The organism is Alloalcanivorax mobilis, assembly GCF_002864685.1.
Classification (GTDB): domain Bacteria; phylum Pseudomonadota; class Gammaproteobacteria; order Pseudomonadales; family Alcanivoracaceae; genus Alloalcanivorax; species Alloalcanivorax mobilis.
Window position 1 is genome coordinate 14,143 of record NZ_NMQZ01000001.1, and the last position, 15,902, is coordinate 30,044.

The following is a 15,902-nucleotide window of genomic DNA, read 5'->3' on the forward strand; positions in this document are numbered from 1 at the left end:
TCACCAGCTCAGTCCGTGACGAAGGGGTTGCGAGCCACGCCGGGTCTCGGTGGCCATATCCAGCCACTGGGTGCTGGATTCGTGATAACGCTGGGCCGGCAAACGGATCGGCCGTTGGCCCGCCTGTCGCGGCGTGACCAGATGGGGGGTCACCACCATCACCAGCTCCTTGTCTTCCCGGGAGATGCGGCTGGAGCGGAAGAACGCGCCCAGCACCGGAATGTTGCCAAGGCCCGGCACCCGGTCGCTGCTGTTGATGGTGTTGCGGCTGACCAGCCCGCTGATGATGAAGGTCTCCCCCGGCGCCAGCGACACCGTGGTCTGCGAACGCCGGACACGCAGGCCCGGCACCGCCACGCCGCCGGTCTCCACACCGGCGGAGAAGTCCAGCTCGCTGACCTCCGGCGCCACTTTAAGAATGATCTGATCGCCGCTGATCACCGTGGGCGTCAGGGTCAGGCCGACACCGAATTCCTTGAACTCGATCTGCACGCCGTTGATATCACTGCGCGTGGGCACCGGGAATTCACCGCCGGACAGGAACGAGGCGCTCTGGCCGCTAAGGCTGGTGAGCGACGGCTCCGCCAGGGTATAAGCAAAGCCGCCGGATTCCAGGGCGTTGATAATGGTCAGAGAATTCTTGCCGATACCAAACAGATTGAAGCCATCCGAACTGATCGGGGTTTGCGAGGCAGAGGCCCCGGAGAAGCCCCGGAATGAAGTGCCCGGCGGCGCGATGCCGATGGCCGAGTCGCCGCCGTTAAAAAGATTGGCGTAATACACACCCAGGCTGTTAAGTTCGGTGCGGCTCACTTCCAGCACCCGAATATCGGTCTGCACCTGGGTGCCGAACGGCAGCGCGCCCCCCAGGGTGGTGGCCACCACCACCGCGCTGCGCAGCGGCTGGTCATTGCCACGCACCCATACCGACAGCACCGCGGAGCCCTCTTTCTTGGCGGTGACCAGCAACTCCTGGGCGCCGGAAACAGTGACCGCCATGACCTCGGGATCGGAAGTGGCGACTTTCGTCACCGCCGCTGGAAAAGTAAGCACCTTCTGTTCGCCGGGAGCCACCTGCAGCGAGGCACCCATGTCATCGGCGGCCACCGGGGTGCCCGCCAGCAACAGCGCGGCGGCGGCCAACGCCGCGATCGCTTTAGCCGCGTTGCGTCGCTTGACAAGGACCAGGGCCATTGCCTGCACGCCGCGCCTTGCTACTGCGTGCGGTAGCGCCCACAGAACCATCGGGGAGTTGTTCAGAGATTCCTTAACGAACATAGGTGCTCCTCGATTCCGAGCCTTCGAAAATCTGTACCCGCTGGCCCGGCGACCGGCGCGGCGCAGGCGCCGCGGCTTTGGGCTTTTCTTTTTCGGGGAAGAAGTCGTCGAAGTAGAACGGTTGCGCCGCGGTAATGGCGGCAACGCTATCGTTATCAGGGGTGTCATCGGGAGCCTGACGAGCACCCTGAGCAGATGGGTCGGCGCTGGCAAGCGGGTCTTCGACGGCGTTGCGCTCTTCGCCGCCCACCACCGCCAGCCGCAAACTGCCTTCGGCGGACGCCAGCATCAGCGCCGGAATACGCGCCTCGGGTACCGACAGCACCACGGTGTTATTGCGTCTGCGGTTTTCTTCGCCGGCCGGGTCGGCGCCCTGGGACAGCACACCGCGCACCGCCAGCACCGGCACCCGGCGCAGCATCACCAATGCCACCGGCTTGTCCTGATCGGAACGGCGGAAGGCGCTGACCACATCGACCAGATCACCGGGTTGCAACAGGCCACCGGCGCCGGTGACATCGTCCACCGGGATCGCCATGGCACGGAACCCGTCGGGCAGCGCCGCCTGCAAGGAGCCGCCGGGTTCGAGAATATCCTGGGTGAGCAATTCTCCCGGGCGAACGAAACGCTGCACCGGTTTATCCGCCACGGAAGTGTCCGCGGCGACCGCGCCGGCGATGGGTGACGTGGCCGTGACCACCGCCAGCTTTTCCTGGCTCAGCGTCTCACCGGTGCTCGCCGGCTGCATCACCACCCAGTAGCGATAGCTGGGCGCCGCTTTAGCCGCGTCCGCTTGAGATGGGCGTGATGGCTGACCAGCGGGAGTGGCCGGATCGCGGCTCAACCCGACAATCGCCAGCACCAGCGCCAGCAGGGCCAGCGCCAGAGCCGGCAACATGAACAACACTCTTGATCCCATGTCCCCTCCTGAACATCCCTGTCTCGGTACTGCTTATCGTTGTGATCAAAAGGCGGTGCGGGCTTCCGCCTGCAAGGTATCGGGCAACGGCGGGAAAGTACCGAGCATGCCGAAGCTCATTACCGGCACGATGGGGTTGGCCTTGTAGTTGTAGGTCAATCCACACCGCAACAACTCCACCCCCTCGCTGGATTCCACCGCGCACGCCGTGCCCTGGGTGTCGATACTGGCCAGCGGCGCCGGCAGCGCCGCCACCAGAATCGCCAGGGTGGCGTTGGCCTTGCTCTCCACCGCCGCCTGCAGCTGCGAGGCCTGCAGGGCCGAGCGATCCACGTAAAGCGCGGTGCTGACCGCCCGGTCCACGGCATTCTGCATTCGGTACTGGCTGAAAAACACAATGCCGTAGATGGCGGCGGCGTAGAGCATGGCGACGATAAAGGGAAACAGCATCAGGAATTCCAATGCCACCGCCCCGCGCTGTCGCCAAGCCGACGCACACACGATCTGCTCCCAGTCAACGACGTTGATCAGGTGCCTGTGCCTGCGTCTTTAGCGCTTTGGAACAGATCAGAGAAGGCATCGCTCAGAGGATTGGAGTCGCCACCAAACACCGTGGCCAACACACCGACGATGATGATAATTGCTGCCGCCAACACGATGTATTCCAACGCGCTCGCGCCACGCTGGCGATCAGCGGAAGAATTGCCCCGGGTGAAGAGACGAACGGCGAGCCGTTGAGAAATGGACTGAAGAGAAGAGATTGCTTTCATTGTGAACCCTCCCATGCACATGCCCTGTGCGGTAAGTCAACGTTTATAAATCGTTAATCAACATTCCTGTTTTTTATGGTAGGAACTTTGTGACAGACTTCACAAGTCCTACTTTGTGCATATTCGGTAAGCAAACGTAGTCGTATCAGTCACTTAACGATTATGCCGGGCGATGACCGGCGCCTAGAGAGCGACAACCGGTACTGCCGTTTCACATTTTTACGGTATTTTTGGTCGATCTGCCATCACTCAATGTGACAGGCACAACAGGAGAATAGGCCAGCCGTTCGGAAAAGGTATAGCGTATATGCAACACCGGACACTTCGGTTCAAGATTGTGAACAAAGTGAGGGGCAAAGAGCGAAGCAGTTGGCAAAAGCAGGAACAGGGAACAGGTTGCAGGGCACAGCCAGGCTGGCGGTCGGGGCCCCTCCACAGCGGCGCTGTCGCAGGGCTCGATCCCGGGGGCTGCCAGAGACATCCCACTCACCAGCGCGGCAAACAACAAAAAAACCCGGCGTGAGCGAATCATGCCGGGTTTCATGTGCCCCTTTGCCAGGCGGGCGCGGAAGTTACTTAATCTTCGCTTCCTTGTACATCACGTGCTTACGAACCACCGGATCGAACTTTTTGGTCTCCATCTTTTCCGGATGCAGACGCTTGTTCTTGGTGGTGGTATAGAAGTGCCCGGTACCCTCGGAGGACACCAGACGGATCTTTTCACGAATCGGACCAGCCATGACTCAGCTCCTTACGCTCGGGCGCCGCGGGCGCGGATATCGGCCAATACGGTGTCGATACCCTTCTTATCAATGATACGCATCCCCTTGGAGGATACACGCAGGCGCACGAAGCGCTTTTCACTCTCCACCCAGAACCGGTGGTAGTGCAGATTGGGCTCGAAACGACGCTTGGTCTTGATGTTCGAGTGGGAAACATTGTTCCCCGTCACCGGCCGCTTACCGGTCACCTGGCAAATCTTGGACATGATCTTGCTCCCGTGATGCGACTTTTGGGGGCGGGGCAGCCCCGGAAAAGGCGCGTTTTATACCAGACCCCCCGGCTTCGATCAAGGCTTTCCTTTGAAAAGACACGCTGGGAAAGCCTTCTCACGGCCCCCTGGAACGGGCTGGAAGCGGCGCCATCCGGGCGTCATGGCGATTCACATCCAGCCCCGACGCATAAAGGATTCCCACCCCCCGTCACCAATCACCAGATGGTCCAACACGCTGACATCGACCAGCTTAAGGGCACGGCGCAACTGATCAGTGACATCCCGGTCCGCCTGGCTGGGCTCCGCCACCCCCGAGGGATGGTTGTGCGCGATGATCACGCTGGACGCGTTGTGGTCAATCGCCCGCCGAACCACCTCCCGGGGATACACCGGTGCGCTGTCCACCGTGCCCTTGAACATCTTCTCCATGGCGCGCACCCGGTGCTTGTTGTCCAGAAACAACACCAGAAATACCTCACTGGTCTCGCCGCGTAACTCCGCCATCAACAACTGGCCGGCGGAGTCCGGGTCCTGCAGCAGCGGCCCCCGGCTCAGCTCCTCGGCCAGAAACCGCCGGCCGAGTTCCAGCGCCGCGATCAGCATGGCGCTGCGGCTGCCGCCCAGCCCGCGCATCCGCTTCATGCGTTGCGGCGACATTTCCAGCAGCGAGCGCAGCCCACCGGCCTGATCCAGCAGGTCCCGGCCCAGATCCACCGCGGTACCTCCGCGCAGCCCCACGCGCAGAAACACCGCCAGCAGCTCCGCATCGCTGAGCGCGTTCGCCCCCCGCGCCAGCAGTTTCTCCCTGGGTCGCTCCTCTTTGGGCCAATCCGAAATCGCCATGTCACGTCTCCTTGTGATTTTGAGTACACCGGCCAGGGCGGGCGGCACCCCACCCAAAAACGCCAACGATCAGGTCGAAGACGCCGCGCTCCGGGGGATTACTACGCATGCTCACCCCGTGGTGCTACCCTATGGCTCCTTGAAACGGGCTCTTTGAAACGGGCCCCCGGAAAACCGGTGCCATGAAAGGCGGCACTCTGAACTGACCGGCTCCGGCACTGGCGGGAAGACCTGGCGGGAAGACCGGCCGCCGGCAATCCGGGACATCGCCGCCCCACCCCCAGTATCCATAACTTCCCTGGGCCGCGGCAGACGATATCCTCTCGGATTACTGTCAGTGAAAACCCACAATTACTGTACGGAATGACAGTATGCAGCGTTTGGTCAATAAGCGGATTCTTCTTGGCGTCACCGGCGGCATCGCCGCGTACAAGAGCGCCGACCTGGTGCGGCGCCTGCAAGACACCGGCGCCGAAGTGCGGGTGGTAATGACCCAGGGCGCGAGCGAATTCATCACGCCCCTGACCATGCAGGCGCTCTCCGGATACCCGGTGCACACCGACCTGCTCGACCCACGCGCGGAAGCCGCGATGGGCCACATCGAGCTGGCCCGCTGGGCGGACCTGGTGCTGATCGCGCCGGCCTCGGCCAATTTCCTGGCGCGGCTCGCCCATGGCCACGGCAACGATCTGCTGGCCACGCTCTGCCTGGCCACCGGCGCGCCCATCGCGGTGGCTCCGGCCATGAATCAGCAGATGTGGGCCGACCCCGCCACGCGCAAGAATCAACTGATCCTGCAAGAGAAGGGCATCCACATCTTCGGCCCCGGCGACGGCGGCCAGGCCTGCGGCGAGATCGGCCCCGGGCGCATGCTCGAGCCGTTGGACATCATTCACCAGGCGGCGGAGGTGTTCGACTACGACCTGATGACCGGCAAACACGTGGTGATCACCGCCGGCCCCACCCGCGAGCCGATCGACCCGGTGCGTTACCTGACCAACAAAAGCTCCGGCAAGATGGGCTTTTCGCTGGCCCAGGCGGCGGCCGAAGCCGGCGCCCGCGTCACCCTGATCGCCGGGCCGGTGGCGCTGGACACCCCCAACCGGGTGAAGCGGATCGATGTGGTGCGCGCCGAAGAGATGTACCAGGCCAGCATCCAGGCGGTGGAACAGGGCTGCGACATTTTCATCTCCACCGCCGCCGTGGCCGATTACCGGCCTACCGTGACCGCCGACCACAAGATCAAGAAATCCACCGAGGAAATTCACCTCACGCTGATCAAGAACCCGGACATCATCGCCGCCGTGGCCCTGCATGAAAAACGCCCGTTCACGGTGGGCTTCGCCGCCGAAACCCAGGACGTGATCGAATACGCCCAGGGCAAGCTGAAAAACAAGAAACTGGACATGATCGCCACCAACGACGTGTCCGGCAGCGACGTCGGCTTCAACAGCGACAACAACGCCCTGACCGTGATCTGGCCCGGCGGGCACAAAGTGCTGCCCCTGGCCTCGAAAACGCAGATCGCCAAACAGCTCATTGAGCTGATCGCGATCCGCCAGAGCTGACTCCCGCTTTCAACCCACGAGGCCCCTGCCGCCCATGGAACTGCAATACCGTCTTCTCGACACCCGCCTGGGTGACGCTTTTCCGCTGCCCGACTACGCCACCGGCGGCTCCGCCGGCCTGGACCTGCGCGCCATGGTGGAGGCGCCCCTGACCCTGGCGCCGGGCGACACCGAACTGCTGCCCACCGGGCTTGCGATTCATATCAGCGACCCGGGCTACGCCGGGCTGATTCTGCCGCGCTCCGGGCTCGGCCATAAACACGGCATCGTGCTGGGCAACCTGGTGGGGCTGATCGATTCGGACTACCAGGGCCAACTGATGGTGTCGTGTTGGAATCGCGGCCAGAACGCGTTCACCATCGAGCCCGGCGAGCGCATCGCCCAGCTGGTGGTGGTGCCGGTGATGCAGGTGGCGCTGCGCCAGGTGGAGACCTTCACCGACAGCGAACGCGGCAGCGGCGGCTTCGGGCACAGCGGACGGCACTGACACCTGTTGCGCGCCACCCGGCGCGCGGCGGCCCTGCGGCTATTGGCGGACCCGGAGCACCATGCTAGCTTAGCCGCATCCAGGAAGATGATGGGGTCATTTTCCTGGATGTTCGCGGCACGAACACCAACAAAGAAGCAATAAGAGCGGGCAACGCTAAACGTTCCTCCCGCCTGAAAAACAACAAACCATGGGCCGGCGTTCAGCCGCCCGTTTAGAACCCGATAAGGGGAAAAGGGGATCAACCATGCGCATCGGCATCGTAGTCGACTCCACGTGCGACCTGCCGGAGTCCTATTTCAAACAACACCGCATCCGCATCATGCCGATTTCCATCCGGCTGGGGGATGATCTGCTGGTCGATGAGCGCAACGCCGCCGCCGCCCGCCACTTCTACGCCGAGCAAATCAGCTCCAAAGGCGTGTCCGCCGAATCGATCCCGTTTTCCGCCGAGCAAATCCAATCGGTGTTCCTGCAACGCCTGGTGATCGACTACGATCTGGTGTTCTGCGTTACCGTCTCCAGCAAGCACAGCCCGATTTTCGAAAACGCCACCAAAGCCGCCTTCGGCATTCTCAAACGCTATCGCGAAGTGCGCGCCGCCGCCGACGTACCGGGGCCGTTTTCGATGCGCGTCATCGACAGCAAAACCCTGTTCGCCGGCACCGCGGTGCTGGTGGCGGAAGCGGCGCAGATGATCGAAAAAGGCGCCAACCCCAATGAAATCCGGCTGAAAATCGACGAAATGGTGCCAAACATCTGCGGTTACATGGTGCCCGCCGACCTCGCCTATGTGCGCGACCGGGGCTTTAAAAAGGGCGTGCGCAAAAGCTGGGCGGATTCCATGCGCGGCATGGCCCTGACGTTCGGCTCGGCGTTGTCGATGCATCCGGTGATCAAGGTGCACGGCGGCGAGGAAAACCCGGCCACGGTGAACCGCAGTTACGAAAAATCCGTACGCAAGATGCTCGAGCATGTCGCCGAACGGATTCGCGCCGGTGATCTGATATCCTCCAGCGTCTGTTTAAGCTACGCCGGCGATACCGCCAGGGTGCAATGGATGCCGGGCTATACCGAGTTGGAGGCGGCGGCCCGGGAGCACGGCGTGGCGCTGCACCTGGCGACGATGAGCGCGACCGGCGCGGTGAACGTCGGCCCCGGCTGCCTGTTCGTGGCCTACGCGGGTAAACTCATACCGCTGTAAACACCCATGCCGGCGAAAACCAGAACGCCCTTCAGGTCTTGTTGTGGCCTGACCCGCTACACTGGGGAAGGATTTCAACCGGCCTCAAGAGGCAACAATGGGGAAAACGAACAGTAAACGGCCCGCGCGCGCCGGCCACGGCGGCTCGGCTTTTCGCGGCGCGGCGCTGGTTCTGGCCGCGCTGACCCTGCTGGCGGTGGCCGCCGGGCTGGCTGTGTTGCAGTGGCAGCACCAGCAACAGGCCCGCGACACGGCCAGCGCGGACGCCACCCGGCTGGCGAACAGCCTGGCCAACGAGCTCGCCACCCAGACCCGGCGTGATCGTCAGCAACTGGCCGGGCTGGATGAGGCCACGCTAGCACCGGCTGCAACCGGCGGGCCGGGCATCGTCGCCGGCCCGTGGTTGGCGGACAGCCGTTTGACCCGCATACCCGAAGGCGCCGAGGACAACCCGGCGCTCTCTTTCACCGAGCGGGATTTGCTGCGACAGCAGCGGCAATCCGGCGAGGACGCCACCTCCGCCCGCGGCGGCGAGCACCCCGCCGTGCTGCTCGCCCACGGCGTGCCCGGCGCCACCCTGATGCTGGAACGCGACCTGAAACCCATGCTGCAAAGCCTTCCGGCGCGCCTGCCACCGGGGGCCGGCCTGACCCTCTCCCAGGATGCCCTGACACTGGCCCGCCACGGCACCCCGGCCAGCGGCTCCCCGCAGGCCAGCGCCCGGGGCGGACCGTTCACGGTGACGGTCTCGGTGCCACCGGCACCAACGCACTGGCTGACGCTGCTGCCCGCCGCCGCCCTGATGGCGGGGTTGATGGTCGCCGCCGGCGGCGTGGTGCTGGCCTGGCTGGCCCGGCGTTTGCGGGGCGATGCCGCGCGGCTGGCGAACGAGGCCGGGCAAAGGGCGCCAGCGCAGGCCGCGCCCCTGGCCTTCCCGGCGTTGGAAGCGGTGCGCCAGGCCCGCACGTCCGCGCCCTCCCCACCGGCAGCCCCCACGGCCGCGCCAGCGCCCGCCAAGGCGCCGTCGGCGCCGGACAAACCCGCTTCCGGCCCGGCCCTGCCCGAGGAACTGTTCCGCGCTTACGACATTCGCGGCATCACCGATGATCCCCTCAGCGCCGAGGCGGTGAAGCTGCTCGGCCAGGCGATTGGCAGCGAAGCCGGCGAGGCCGGCCAGCAGATCGTCTATGTGGCTCGCGATGGCCGGCTCTCCGGCCCGGCCCTGATGGAGGCCCTGATTGGCGGCCTGGCCGCCTCTGGCCGCGACGTGGTGGACCTGGGCATGGTGCCCTCGCCGGTGCTTTATTACGCCACCGAAGTGCTGGAAAGCCAGAGCGGCGTGTGCCTGACCGGCAGCCACAACCCGCCGGAATACAACGGGCTGAAGATCGTGATCGCCGGCCAGACCCTGCACGGCGAACGGCTCAAGGCACTGCGCCAGCGCATCATCGACCGGCGGCTGGATCAGGGGCAAGGCAGTGTCGCCACCCGGGAACTGGACCAGCGCTATCTGCGCGCGATCAGCGACGACATCGTGCTGGCGCGGCCGATGAGCGTGGCGGTGGATTGCGGCAACGGCGCCACCGGCCTGATTGCCCCGGCGCTGTTCGAAGAGCTGGGCTGCAAGGTGGTGCCACTGTTCACCGACGTCGATGGTCGCTTTCCCCATCACCAGCCCGACCCCAGCCAGCCCGACAATCTCAGCGCGCTGGTGGAGGCGGTGAAAAGTGGCAGGCTGGATCTCGGCGTGGCCTTCGATGGCGACGGGGACCGCCTGGGCGTGGTCGCCTGCGACGGCGAAATCATCTGGGCCGACCGCCTGATGATGCTGTTCGCCCGCGATTTATTGAGCCGGAATCCGGGCGCCGACGTGCTGTTCGACGTAAAATGCAGCCGCGCCCTGCCTTCGCTGGTGCGCAAGCTGGGTGGCCGGCCGGTGATGTACAAAACCGGGCGGCCTCTGATCCGCGAGCGGATGAAAGAACTGGCCGCGCCCCTGGCCGGGGAGATGAGCGGGCATATATTCTTCGCCGACCGCTGGTTCGGCTTCGACGACGCCCTCTACGCGGCGGCCCGGCTACTGGAGATTCTGTCGCTGAGCCAGAACGACAGCGCCGGCGTGTTCGCCGGGCTGCGCACCGGAGTCACCACCCCGGAGCTGGCGATCAACGTGGGTGAGGCACGCAAGTTCGAGCTGATGCAGGCGCTGTGCGAGCGCGCCGAGCGCTTTCCCGGCGGCCGCCCCAATACGGTGGACGGCCTGCGCGTGGATTTTCCCGACGGCTGGGGGCTGATACGCGCCTCCAACACCACGCCGGCGCTGGTCACCCGTTTCGAGGGGCGTGACCAGCAGGCCCTGGAGCGCATTCAATTGATGTTCCGGGAGCAAATCGGCGCGGTGGACAGCGAGCTGAATCTGCCTTTTTAACGTACTCTTTTTGATGCATGACTGGCTGGAGACATTGATGGACACCAAGAGCGCCCAGGAAACAGCCCGCGTTCTGATTGAAGCACTGCCCTACATTCAGCGCTTTTCCGGCACCACCGTGGTGATCAAATACGGTGGCAACGCGATGGAAAACGACGAGCTGAAAAACAGCTTCGCCCGCGACGTGGTCATGATGAAACAGGTCGGCATTCATCCGGTGATCGTGCATGGCGGCGGCCCGCAGATCGGCGATCTGCTGACCCGGCTCGGCAAAGAGAGCAAGTTTGTTCAGGGCATGCGCGTCACCGACCGGGAAACCATGGATGTGGTGCAAATGGTGCTTGGCGGGCTGGTCAACAAGGACATCGTCAACCTGATCCAGCACAATGGCGGCCAGGCCATCGGCCTGACTGGCAAGGACGGCCGGCTGATCAAAGCCAGCAAGATGGTGCTGAAGAATCTGGATTCCGACGACCCGGAACTGCAGGCCTCCGAGATCATCGACATCGGCCATGTGGGCGAGGTCACCCACATCGACACGCGGGTGCTGGATTTGCTTTCCGACAGCGATTTCATACCGGTGATCGCGCCGATCGGCGTGGATGATCAGGGTGTCAGCTACAACATCAACGCCGACCTGGTGGCCGGCAAGGTCGCCGAAGTGCTGCGCGCGGAAAAGCTGATCCTGCTCACCAATGTGGCCGGCCTCAAGGACAAACAGGATCAGGTGCTTACCGGCCTGACCGCCGAGCGCGTGAACGCGCTGATCAAGGACGGCACCATCCACGGTGGCATGCTGCCGAAAATCCGCTGCGCACTGGAAGCGGTGGAGAATGGCGTGCACACCTCGCACATTATTGATGGCCGGGTGGCCCACGCCGTATTGCTGGAGATTCTGACCGACAAGGGGGTCGGCACTCTGATCAGCAAACATTAAAAAAGGGTTCTTTGTCGCGGCCGGAGCCGCCCGCGCGCACACGCCGGGCCGGCTTCGACCGCGCTTTATCGGGGGATGCAAACAATGTGCGGGAACGACGAATGACAGACCAGAAACTCTCCAGGAAGGAGCAAATCCTGCAAGCCCTGGCCCATATGCTGGAAGCCGAGCCCGGCGGGCGCATCACCACCGCGGGCCTGGCCCGTGAAGTGGGCGTCTCGGAAGCCGCGCTGTACCGTCATTTTCCCAGCAAGGCGAAAATGTTCGAAGGGCTGATCGACTTTATCGAAGACGCGATTTTTTCGCGCATCAACAAAATCACCGCGGAAGGCACCGCTCTGCAACAGGTGGAGCAGATGCTGACGTTGATACTGGCGTTCACCGAGCGCAACCCGGGCATCACCCGGCTGCTCACCGGCGATGCTCTCACCGGCGAAAACGAACGCCTGCGCCGCCGCATTCAGCAGTTTTACGACCGCCTGGAAAGCCAGCTCAAACAGGCGGTGCGCGACGCCGAATTCAAAGAAGGCAAGCGCACCCGGGCGACCCCCACGGTCACCGCCAACCTGCTGCTGGCGGTGGTGGAGGGGCGCGTGGCGCAGTTCGTGCGGTCCGGCTTCAAGGTCCGCCCCGGGCAGGACTGGCCCGAGCAATGGGCACTGCTGTCGGCGCTGGTGTTCCGAGACGACTGAACGCCGTCAAGGGGCGTTGGTGTCGCCGCCGGGCGCGTCCAGCGTTCGCAACCGTTCGATGATCGGCCGGTACTGGGTGCGCACCGCCTCGATATCCGCATGAAACCCGGCCATCCGCTGCCGGGTTTCGTCGATCTGGCGGCTGTACCGATCAATCGCCTCGCGATTGTTGTCCGAGACCGCCCGGCCACTTCGCTCCGCGCGGGCGGCATCGTGCACTTCATCGGCGAGTTTTTTCTCAAGCTGCTCGAGATTATTGCTCGCGTAATTGAGCTTAAGCGTGAGCGCCTCGATCTGCCGATCCCGAGCCCGCTCCGCATCACCGGGGCCCGCGTACAAACGCCGCAACTCCTGATCGCGACGGCCCTGGGCCTCGGCCTGGCGCTGCGCTTCCATCTGGGCGCGCCGGCGCGCCTGCTCTTCCGGCGGCGCCGCCGGCACGCTTTTGATCACCCGGCCGTTGTCGTCCAGCATCTGGTAGCCGGAATAGATCGCCTGCTGATTCAAGGTGGCGCTGATCGCCAGGGTGCCATCCGCATTGTGGTAGCGATACAGATAGGCCTGGGCGGCCGGTTCGGCGGCGCCCGCCGCCAGCGCCGGCGCCAGCAGCAGCCACCCCCAGCGGCGCGCGCCGATCACGCCGGCTCCACCCCATAGCGCTCCCGATAGGCGCGCAACGCGGCGCGGTCCGCTTCGCGATCCTCTTGGGCGTCCAGCCAGTTGATGATGTCCGACATGCAGGCAATGCTCTTCACCGGCACGCCCAGCGTGCGTTCCACCTCCTGAATGGCCGACAACTCCCCGGTGCCACGCTCCTGGCGGTCCAGCGCCACGAACACCGCCGCCATGGCGGCATCGGTGCCCTCGAACAGCGCCGCCACCTCGCGGATCGCGGTGCCGGCGGTGATCACATCATCGATCACCAGCACCCGGCCACTGAGCGGCGCGCCCACCAGCCAGCCGCCCTCACCGTGCGCCTTGGCCTCCTTGCGGTTGAACGCCCAGGGCAGATCCCGGCCGTGGTGCTCCGCCAGCGCCACGGACACCGCCGCCACCAGCGGAATGCCCTTGTAAGCGGGCCCGAACAGCATGTCGAACTCGAGCCCGGATTCGACGATGGCGTCCGCGTAGTAGCGCCCCAAACGCGCCAGCGCCTCGCCGGTGTGGAAGGTGCCCGCATTGAAAAAATACGGGCTGATGCGGCCGGACTTGAGCGTGAACTCACCAAACTTCAACGCCTGGCGTTCCTCGGCGAAACGCAAAAAGTGTTTTTTATAATTCTTCACCAGCCCAGCGCCTCCTGTTGCTTGCGGATGATCTCACCAATGCCTTTCTCAGCCAGCCCGAGAAGCTGATTGGACTGCTCCCGGGTGAACGGCTCGTCGCCCTCGGCGGTGCCCTGGATTTCCACGAACCCGCCGTGCTCGGTCATCACCACGTTCATGTCGGTGTCGGCGTTGGAATCCTCGGGGTAGTCCAGATCCAGCACCGGCTCTCCCTTATAAATCCCCACGGAGACGGAGGCAATCAGGCCATTGAGCGGGTCTTGCTTGATGCGTTTGCGCTCCAGCAACGAGGTAAAGGCATCCACCAGCGCCACGCACGCCCCGGAAATCGACGCGGTGCGGGTGCCGCCATCGGCCTGGATCACGTCGCAATCCAGATAGATGGTGTTCTCGCCCAGCTTCTTCAGATCCACCGCCGCGCGCAGCGAGCGGCCGATCAGACGCTGGATCTCCAGGGTCCGCCCGCCCTGCTTGCCGCGCGCCGCCTCGCGGCCGGAGCGGGTGTGGGTGGCGCGAGGCAACATGCCGTATTCGGCGGTGATCCAGCCCTGGCCCTTGCCCTTGAGAAAGCGCGGCACGCCGTCTTCCACGGAGGCGGTGCACAACACCTTGGTATTGCCGAACGACACCAATACGCTGCCCTCGGCGTGCATGGTATAGGCGCGTTCGAAGGTGACGTCGCGTAGCTGGTCGTGCTGGCGGCCGGAAGGGCGCATGAAAGCTCCTTATCAGGAAAGGGTGAAAACGCCCATTGTAGCGAACCGGCGGCGATCTGTGCGAGGTAACCCGGCTTATCAGCGCCGCCGCCCGCCCGGCAGCCCGCCGCCCGGGCGAACAAGCCGCATGCTCGCGCCCTGTTCCGCGCGGCAGGAACCGGTACACTAGGCCTCCACGCACCCGCCCGACGAGACCTCCATGATCCATAGCATGACCGCCTTCGCCCGTGCCGACCGCCACCTCGAGGGCGCCAGCCTGGTGTGGGAGATCCGCTCCGTGAACCACCGCTATCTGGAAGTCAGCCCGCGCCTGCCGGACGCCCTGCGCGCCCTGGAAAACCCGGTGCGGGAACAGCTGCGCAAGCGCCTGGCGCGGGGCAAGGTGGACGTCACCCTGCGCTACCAGACCGACGACTCCGACCCGTGCCTGGAGCTCAACGAAACGCTGGTCAAGCAACTCTCCGACGCCGCCCGCCGGGTCGGCGATCTGGTGCTGCACGCCGGCCAGGTGAACCCCCTGGAAGTACTGCGCTACCCCGGCGTGCTCAATCACATCGAAGTGGACGCCGACACCCTCAACGCCACTGCCCTGGAATTGCTCAACGAAGCCCTCGACGCCCTGCTCGACACCCGCGCCCGGGAAGGCGCGCAACTGGCGAACATGATCCTCGAGCGCCTCGACGGCATCGAAGTGCAAACCGCCCGCGTGCGCCAGGCCCTGCCCGCCATCCGCGACGCCCTGCGTGAACGCCTGCGCCAGCGCGTGCAGGACGTGGTCGACAGCCCCGACCCGGACCGCCTGGAGCAAGAACTGGTGATGGCCGCCCAGAAAATGGACGTGGACGAAGAACTCGACCGTCTCGCCACCCACGTCACCGAAGTGCGCCGCGTGGTTGAAAAAGGCGGCCAGATCGGCCGACGCCTGGATTTCCTGATGCAGGAACTGAACCGCGAGGCCAACACCCTGGCCTCAAAATCGGTGGACGCGGAAACCACGGCGGCGGCGGTGGAATTGAAGGTGCTGATCGAGCAGATGAGGGAGCAGATTCAGAATATCGAATGAAGTCCGAGGACATCCCTTTTAATCTATAACCCTCTGTTTTAATAAACCTTAACAGCACAGTGACCGATTTTCGCCGCTTCACGGCTCCAATCCAGTACGAGAGCCGGACGCTATGTTTCTCTCAAGGCAGACTCAAGTCCGAGGTGATCAATAAAAGGTATGAAATCGCGATCCGAAAACAGTAGAGGCAGATCCTTCTCTATGCAGAACGTCGCGATGATCACATCCGCGGTTTTTCTGATTGTGATGCCCTTTTTACGAAGCGCTCGGTAATTGTCGGCGCAGATCTCCGCCATATCTTTGCCAAACATTTCGTATTGATCCAGAGCGAGCAGGCTTTGTTTGGTCTGACGATATTGCTTGTCGTTGCGGATGCCTTGAAGTATCTCCAGAAATATGAGGTCGCCAATGACGACTGCCCCTTGGACTATCGAGATATCCAGCAAGTCAGTATGCGGGTTCCTGACTCCGTTGAAATAATCTATCCAGACGCTGGTATCCACCAGTATCATCCGGCGCTCCGCATCTCATCCAGGTCACCTTCCCACTTAATTTTGCCTCGTAGCTTCCGGATTTCCTGCTGCTTGCTACGCTGGACCAGAAGTTTCAGGCCTCGCTCAACGGCCTCCTTTTTGGTTTCGCAGCCAGAGGCTTTCAGGGCTTCGGCCATTAATCGGTCGTCAATGACAATGTTCGTTCTCATGTGGGCACCCATGT

At 63.8% G+C, this 15,902-nt stretch carries 20 protein-coding genes; 7 read left to right on the top strand and 13 right to left on the bottom strand.

Annotated features, from left to right (window positions below):
- From CGS25_RS00075 to radC, 8 genes are all read right to left on the bottom strand, one after another.
- Positions 1 to 1,194: a type II and III secretion system protein family protein gene (locus CGS25_RS00075; protein WP_232802163.1), complete on the bottom strand. Its 1,194-nt coding sequence runs from the start codon at positions 1,192 to 1,194 to the stop codon at positions 1 to 3.
- A gap of 73 nt (positions 1,195 to 1,267) precedes the next feature.
- Positions 1,268 to 2,197, bottom strand: a complete 930-nt coding sequence (gene cpaB, locus CGS25_RS00080; RefSeq protein ID WP_101674165.1) for a Flp pilus assembly protein CpaB — start codon at positions 2,195 to 2,197, stop codon at positions 1,268 to 1,270.
- Positions 2,198 to 2,242: 45 nt separating this feature from the next.
- Entirely contained in the window at positions 2,243 to 2,698 is a 456-nt protein-coding gene (locus tag CGS25_RS00085; RefSeq protein ID WP_232802164.1) for a TadE/TadG family type IV pilus assembly protein, read from the bottom strand.
- Positions 2,699 to 2,724: 26 nt separating this feature from the next.
- Positions 2,725 to 2,967, bottom strand: a complete 243-nt coding sequence (locus tag CGS25_RS00090; protein WP_101674167.1) for a hypothetical protein — start codon at positions 2,965 to 2,967, stop codon at positions 2,725 to 2,727.
- A 211-nt stretch (positions 2,968 to 3,178) separates the two neighbouring features.
- Entirely contained in the window at positions 3,179 to 3,499 is a 321-nt protein-coding gene (locus CGS25_RS18915; protein WP_198588654.1) for a hypothetical protein, read from the bottom strand.
- Positions 3,500 to 3,539: 40 nt separating this feature from the next.
- Entirely contained in the window at positions 3,540 to 3,707 is a 168-nt protein-coding gene (rpmG, locus tag CGS25_RS00095; RefSeq protein ID WP_089034035.1) for a 50S ribosomal protein L33, read from the bottom strand.
- A gap of 11 nt (positions 3,708 to 3,718) precedes the next feature.
- Positions 3,719 to 3,955, bottom strand: coding sequence for a 50S ribosomal protein L28 (gene rpmB, locus CGS25_RS00100; RefSeq protein ID WP_089034034.1), 237 nt, complete (start codon positions 3,953 to 3,955; stop codon positions 3,719 to 3,721).
- A gap of 174 nt (positions 3,956 to 4,129) precedes the next feature.
- On the bottom strand, positions 4,130 to 4,804 hold the full coding sequence (gene radC, locus CGS25_RS00105; protein WP_089034033.1) for a RadC family protein: 675 nt from the start codon (positions 4,802 to 4,804) through the stop codon (positions 4,130 to 4,132).
- A 371-nt stretch (positions 4,805 to 5,175) separates the two neighbouring features.
- Between radC and coaBC the strand changes: the two genes are divergently transcribed.
- The 6 genes from coaBC (at position 5,176) to slmA (ending at position 12,120) form a co-directional block, all read left to right on the top strand.
- Positions 5,176 to 6,372, top strand: a complete 1,197-nt coding sequence (gene coaBC, locus CGS25_RS00110) for a bifunctional phosphopantothenoylcysteine decarboxylase/phosphopantothenate--cysteine ligase CoaBC (RefSeq protein WP_101674168.1) — start codon at positions 5,176 to 5,178, stop codon at positions 6,370 to 6,372.
- Positions 6,373 to 6,406: 34 nt separating this feature from the next.
- The gene (dut, locus tag CGS25_RS00115) at positions 6,407 to 6,859 is read left to right on the top strand and encodes a dUTP diphosphatase (protein ID WP_101674169.1); all 453 of its coding nucleotides are present in this window, start codon (positions 6,407 to 6,409) and stop codon (positions 6,857 to 6,859) included.
- Between the two features lie 247 nt (positions 6,860 to 7,106).
- A complete protein-coding gene (locus CGS25_RS00120; RefSeq protein WP_157933753.1) occupies positions 7,107 to 8,063 on the top strand; it encodes a DegV family protein in 957 nt (318 codons plus the stop codon).
- A 97-nt stretch (positions 8,064 to 8,160) separates the two neighbouring features.
- A complete protein-coding gene (locus CGS25_RS19275; RefSeq protein WP_101674171.1) occupies positions 8,161 to 10,491 on the top strand; it encodes a phosphomannomutase/phosphoglucomutase in 2,331 nt (776 codons plus the stop codon).
- Between the two features lie 37 nt (positions 10,492 to 10,528).
- A complete protein-coding gene (argB, locus tag CGS25_RS00130; protein ID WP_089034028.1) occupies positions 10,529 to 11,428 on the top strand; it encodes an acetylglutamate kinase in 900 nt (299 codons plus the stop codon).
- 101 nt (positions 11,429 to 11,529) lie between these two features.
- Positions 11,530 to 12,120, top strand: a complete 591-nt coding sequence (gene slmA / locus CGS25_RS00135; RefSeq protein WP_101674172.1) for a nucleoid occlusion factor SlmA — start codon at positions 11,530 to 11,532, stop codon at positions 12,118 to 12,120.
- A 6-nt stretch (positions 12,121 to 12,126) separates the two neighbouring features.
- Here slmA and CGS25_RS00140 read toward each other — a convergent pair whose 3' ends face one another.
- Genes CGS25_RS00140 through rph form a run of 3 tightly spaced genes read right to left on the bottom strand, consistent with a single transcriptional unit; the run spans position 12,127 to position 14,122 of the window.
- Positions 12,127 to 12,759, bottom strand: coding sequence for a hypothetical protein (locus CGS25_RS00140; protein WP_101674173.1), 633 nt, complete (start codon positions 12,757 to 12,759; stop codon positions 12,127 to 12,129).
- Positions 12,756 to 13,406, bottom strand: coding sequence for an orotate phosphoribosyltransferase (pyrE, locus tag CGS25_RS00145; RefSeq protein WP_089034025.1), 651 nt, complete (start codon positions 13,404 to 13,406; stop codon positions 12,756 to 12,758). The genes CGS25_RS00140 and pyrE overlap by 4 nt, the downstream gene beginning before the upstream one ends.
- Entirely contained in the window at positions 13,403 to 14,122 is a 720-nt protein-coding gene (rph, locus tag CGS25_RS00150; protein ID WP_101674174.1) for a ribonuclease PH, read from the bottom strand. Before rph ends, pyrE begins: the two co-directional genes overlap by 4 nt.
- A 199-nt stretch (positions 14,123 to 14,321) precedes the next feature.
- Between rph and CGS25_RS00155 the strand changes: the two genes are divergently transcribed.
- Complete coding sequence (locus CGS25_RS00155; protein WP_101674175.1) at positions 14,322 to 15,185, top strand: YicC/YloC family endoribonuclease; 864 nt, start codon at positions 14,322 to 14,324, stop codon at positions 15,183 to 15,185.
- 110 nt (positions 15,186 to 15,295) lie between these two features.
- Here CGS25_RS00155 and vapC read toward each other — a convergent pair whose 3' ends face one another.
- Both vapC and CGS25_RS00165 read right to left on the bottom strand, forming a co-directional pair.
- Positions 15,296 to 15,697, bottom strand: a complete 402-nt coding sequence (gene vapC, locus CGS25_RS00160) for a type II toxin-antitoxin system VapC family toxin (RefSeq protein WP_089034022.1) — start codon at positions 15,695 to 15,697, stop codon at positions 15,296 to 15,298.
- Positions 15,694 to 15,888, bottom strand: a complete 195-nt coding sequence (locus tag CGS25_RS00165; RefSeq protein ID WP_089034648.1) for a type II toxin-antitoxin system VapB family antitoxin — start codon at positions 15,886 to 15,888, stop codon at positions 15,694 to 15,696. The genes vapC and CGS25_RS00165 overlap by 4 nt, the downstream gene beginning before the upstream one ends.
- Between the last annotated feature and the right edge of the window lie 14 nt (positions 15,889 to 15,902).